Genomic DNA, 4,107 nt, shown 5'->3' with positions numbered 1-4,107 from the left:
CAGGTCGAGATCAGGCCGACTGGGTGCGAATCGCCCACAGGTCCGCCAGATCGCTCCACTTGCCCTGCTTGACCGCCTTGAAGGCCTGGCGAGCCTGGTCCTTCTGGCCTTTCTTCAGGAAGGCGATGCCGAGGCTGATGTTGGCCTCGTCGATGTCGGTCACGCCGGTGCCCTTGGCAATGCCCTTCTGCAGAGCGGCGATGGCCTTGTCGGTGTCGCCGTAGCTCAGGTAAGCCTGGCCCAACGCGATTTGCGGTTGACCGGAGCTGGACTTCTCCGCCTCGGTGGCCAGCTGCGCGAGCGACGCCTTGTCGAGATCGGCCTGCTTCTTGGCACCGGCCAGCAGGCGGTCATAACGACCCTGCTCGGTCTTGTCGGCGCTCTTCAGCGTGCCCACGTCCATGCCCTTCTGCACGGTGTCCTGCGCTTCGCCGGGGACGCCGGCGTCCATGGCGAGCTGCGCCATTTCGACGAAGTCGCCCTTGTCCTTGAGCACGCCCACGTCGTTCATCAGGCGGTAGTAGCCCAGGGTCAGGCGGTCGCCGCCTTCTTTACGGCGATAGATGTCGAGCAGGTTTTCCCAATACTCGGCCTTCGGGTAGTAACGAACCATTTTCTTCAAGGCTTCGCCAATCCCATCGCGATCGTTGAGCTTGAAGTGCGAGCTCATCACGATCTGGATCCAATTCTCGTCGGGCTTGCGGCCGGCCTTCTCGGCATTGTTGACCACGGTGCCCATGGTCGCGGCGGCGCCCTTGAAGTCGTTCAACAGATCCTGCGACTGACCGAGCAGGATGCCCATGTCTTCGGTGTTGGGATGCTTGTCCAGCCACTTCTTGGCCCATTGCGAGGCCTTGTTGTAATCCTTCATCTGGAAGTACAACTGCGCCACCGTCTTGGTGCGCTCATCGACCTGGTCGGCCGGCATCAGTCCGGAGTTGAGCATGCGCTCGAACACCGGCGCCGCCTCGCCGAACTTCTTCTGCTGGATCAGCACATAGCCCATGAATTCGTCGATCTGGTAGGCCTCGAACGGGGTCTTCTTGTCGACCGCCTGAGCCTTCTTGATCTCGGTGAGTGCCACGTCCCATTGCTTCTTCTGCATGGCCTCTTGGGCGGCCTTGAGCGGGGCGGCGACTGCCTTGGTAGTGATCTTGTTCTGAGCCTGCTCGGCGGCCTGGGCCGCAGGAGCGAGCAAAGTTACCGCGGGCACCACGGCTCCTAAGGCGAGAGAGATCGCGACGGCAATACTTCGTACTCGAGTCATATGGTTTCCCGATCTATAACAAAGGGTGCGATTCCACCACACTCTTCGGTTTTGACCGCCGGGGCGGCTACAAATTCGCCGGCCGCCGCACGATCGCTGCAACTACCTGAACCGTTAAAGCTTGTGTGAGTCGCTGACTACAAACGATCGGCGGCGGGAATTGTTTCGACTCCCGCCGCCGTTGTCTAACCAGTCTGTCCGACGGCTGCGAATCCAGCCCGCGTGAATGCGGGCTGAACTCGGGTGGCCGACAACTTATTCGCCCATGAATTGTTCGTTGCCGACGAAGCCGATGCGCTGCATCCCGTTGCGCTGAGCCAGCGCCAACACCTTGGCCACCGTATCGTAGTTCGCGCGGCGTTCCGGGCGAACGTGCAGCTCGGGCTGCGGATTACGGGCGGCTTCGGTACGGAAGTAGCCTTCCAACTGATCCAGCTGCACCAGCGAGCCGTTCCACACCACGCTGCCGTCCCAGTCGATATCGATCCGGATCGGCTCGATGATCACTGCGTCGTTAGGAGGGGTGCGATTGGTCTGCGGCATGTCCAACTTCACCGCATGCGTCATCACCGGCAGGGTGATGATGAACATGATCAGCAACACCAACATGACGTCGATCAACGGCGTCGTGTTGATATCCATCATGGGTTCGTCTGCACCGCCGCCGCCTACACTCATTGACATGGCAAAGTACCTCTATCTAAGCAGCGCGGACGTTAACGCGGCACCGGACCGGAAGGACCCGGCTCGGTAATGAAACCGATCTTCTGAATACCAGCTCGTTGCGCGGTGAGAATCACGCGGCCGACATATTCATAGCGCGTGGTCTGGTCGGCACGGACATGAACTTCAGGCTGCGGCTTCAACACGGCAGCGCTCTTCAGGCGCTCCAACAACGCGGCAGTATCCGGCACCATCGACTGGCCCCAGTAGATCTGGCCGTCTTTGTTGACCGAGATGTTGACGTTTTCCGGGGCGGTTTTAGTCGCCTCGTTACGCACCTTGGGCAACTCGACCGGAATGGTGTGCGTGATCACCGGGATGGTGATCATGAACACGATCAACAACACCAACATGACGTCCACTAGTGGCGTCGTGTTGATCTCCGACATGGCTGCCTCGTCATCGGCGGCCGGCGGAGGGGCGAACATCCCTTCAAATGAACTCATGGCGAATGCTCCGGTGAGGGAAGCCCCGGGCATTCCTTGACAGGAATGCTCGGGGCCAACCGCAAATTACTTGCGAGTCACCGCGGCAGCGGGAGCGCTCGCCGGGGCACGGGCCGGGGCTGCGCCGGCGTCGACGCGAGCACCGCTCACCAGGTAGGAGTGCAGGTCGGCAGCGAAGTAACGCAGCTTCTCGATCAGGTCCTTGTTACGACGCAGGAGCCAGTTGTAGCCCCACACCGCCGGCACGGCGACGAACAGACCGATGGCCGTCATGATCAAGGCTTCGCCGATCGGACCGGCAGTCTTGTCGAGCGAGGCCTGGCCGGCCAGGGAGATCTGGATGAGGGCGTTATAGATGCCCCACACCGTACCGAACAGACCGACGAACGGTGCCGTCGAACCGGTGGTGGCGAGCACCGACAGGCCGGTGTTCAGGCGGCTGCTGACGCTGTCGACCGTGCGATACAGCGACGAGGTGATCCACTCGTGCAGCGGGATCTGGTCGGTCAGGCGGCCTTCGTGGTGTTGAGCGGCGCGCAGGCCGTCTTCCACGATCATGCGGAAGGCATTGTCCTTGCCGGTGAGCTTGGCAGCGCCATCACGCAGGTTGCCGGCCGTCCAGAAGCCTTTTTCCACTTCCTTGTACTGCTTGAACAAGCGGCGCTGGTCCCACAGCTTGGTCAGGATGATGTACCAAGACGCCAGCGACAGGATCACCATGATGATCAATGTGCCGTGCGCGACTACGCCACCCTGCTCCCACAGTGCTTGTAGGCCGAAGGGGTTTTCGACGTTTTCGGTGTTCGGAGCTGCCATGGAACGATGTCCTCTACGATGAAATCAATGACCTAAAGTCAGTGGGTGGAGTTCTACTTGCCTTACACGAGGCCCGCGAACGGGCCCGTCGTCACGCGATGCTCGCGCCTCAATCCGTGAGTTTAAATGTGACGGCGAACTGCCCCCACATCGGAACCGGTTTGCCATTCTCGGTACCCGGCACCAGGCGCCAGGACCGCTTCACTTCGCGGACCGCTGCCTCGTCCAGGCGCGGGAAGCCGCTCGACTGTTTCACCTTGGCTTCGCCGACGCGGCCGTTCTCGAGCACATAGACTTCGAGGATGACCGTACCGGCCTCACCGGCGCGACGCGAGGAAGGCGGATATTCAGGCTGCGTCAACGGCCGACGCGAATCCGAACGCGGCGCGGTCCGGGCCGTCGGTGCCGGCGGAGCGGACACTGGCGGCGGCGTGGTCGGACGCACCTGAGTGGTGGTCTGGATGGCCGTGGTCTGCGGCGCTTCGGCCGGCAGCTCGATGGCGATTTCCGGCGGCGGCACGAACGGCGGCGGGGTTTCGATCTTCGGCGGCGGCGGCGGCGGCGGCTCTTCGCGCTGCGGAGTGTCTTCGATCATGCGGGTCTCGATCGGACCGAGCACCACGTCGATGATCTGATGCGACAGGCCGGAGTTCAGTAGATAGAACATCCCGACGTGCAACGCGATGATGACGGCGAAGACTAGGCCGCGGCGGGTGAAAAACGAACTATCCGTGGCTGGTGCGTAGGGCATGCTTTGCAGCTCAACAAAAATAAGACACGGGGCTCAAGGCCAACCCCGCATAGTTAGTGCGCAACCGTTAGTGGTCGTTCGATGCGTATGCTCAATTGGCATAC

General features: G+C 61.6%; 5 protein-coding genes. All 5 read right to left on the bottom strand.

All coding sequences use genetic code 11. From position 1 onward, the window contains the following. Positions 1-10: 10 nt before the first annotated feature. The gene (locus JNL55_RS06450) at positions 11-1,267 is read right to left on the bottom strand and encodes a tetratricopeptide repeat protein (protein WP_293850917.1); all 1,257 of its coding nucleotides are present in this window, start codon (positions 1,265-1,267) and stop codon (positions 11-13) included. A 255-nt stretch (positions 1,268-1,522) separates the two neighbouring features. After that, the gene (locus JNL55_RS06445; protein ID WP_293850915.1) at positions 1,523-1,951 is read right to left on the bottom strand and encodes an ExbD/TolR family protein; all 429 of its coding nucleotides are present in this window, start codon (positions 1,949-1,951) and stop codon (positions 1,523-1,525) included. Positions 1,952-1,983: 32 nt separating this feature from the next. Continuing rightward, complete coding sequence (locus JNL55_RS06440) at positions 1,984-2,436, bottom strand: ExbD/TolR family protein (RefSeq protein ID WP_293850912.1); 453 nt, start codon at positions 2,434-2,436, stop codon at positions 1,984-1,986. Positions 2,437-2,502: 66 nt separating this feature from the next. After that, entirely contained in the window at positions 2,503-3,252 is a 750-nt protein-coding gene (locus tag JNL55_RS06435) for a MotA/TolQ/ExbB proton channel family protein (RefSeq protein ID WP_293850909.1), read from the bottom strand. Between the two features lie 109 nt (positions 3,253-3,361). Then, the gene (locus JNL55_RS06430) at positions 3,362-4,003 is read right to left on the bottom strand and encodes an energy transducer TonB (RefSeq protein WP_293850906.1); all 642 of its coding nucleotides are present in this window, start codon (positions 4,001-4,003) and stop codon (positions 3,362-3,364) included. Positions 4,004-4,107: the final 104 nt, after the last annotated feature.

The sequence above is a fragment of the Steroidobacter sp. genome (assembly GCF_016790065.1).
Taxonomy (GTDB): domain Bacteria; phylum Pseudomonadota; class Gammaproteobacteria; order Steroidobacterales; family Steroidobacteraceae; genus Steroidobacter.
This window is presented reverse-complemented; position numbering and strand designations above follow the sequence as displayed.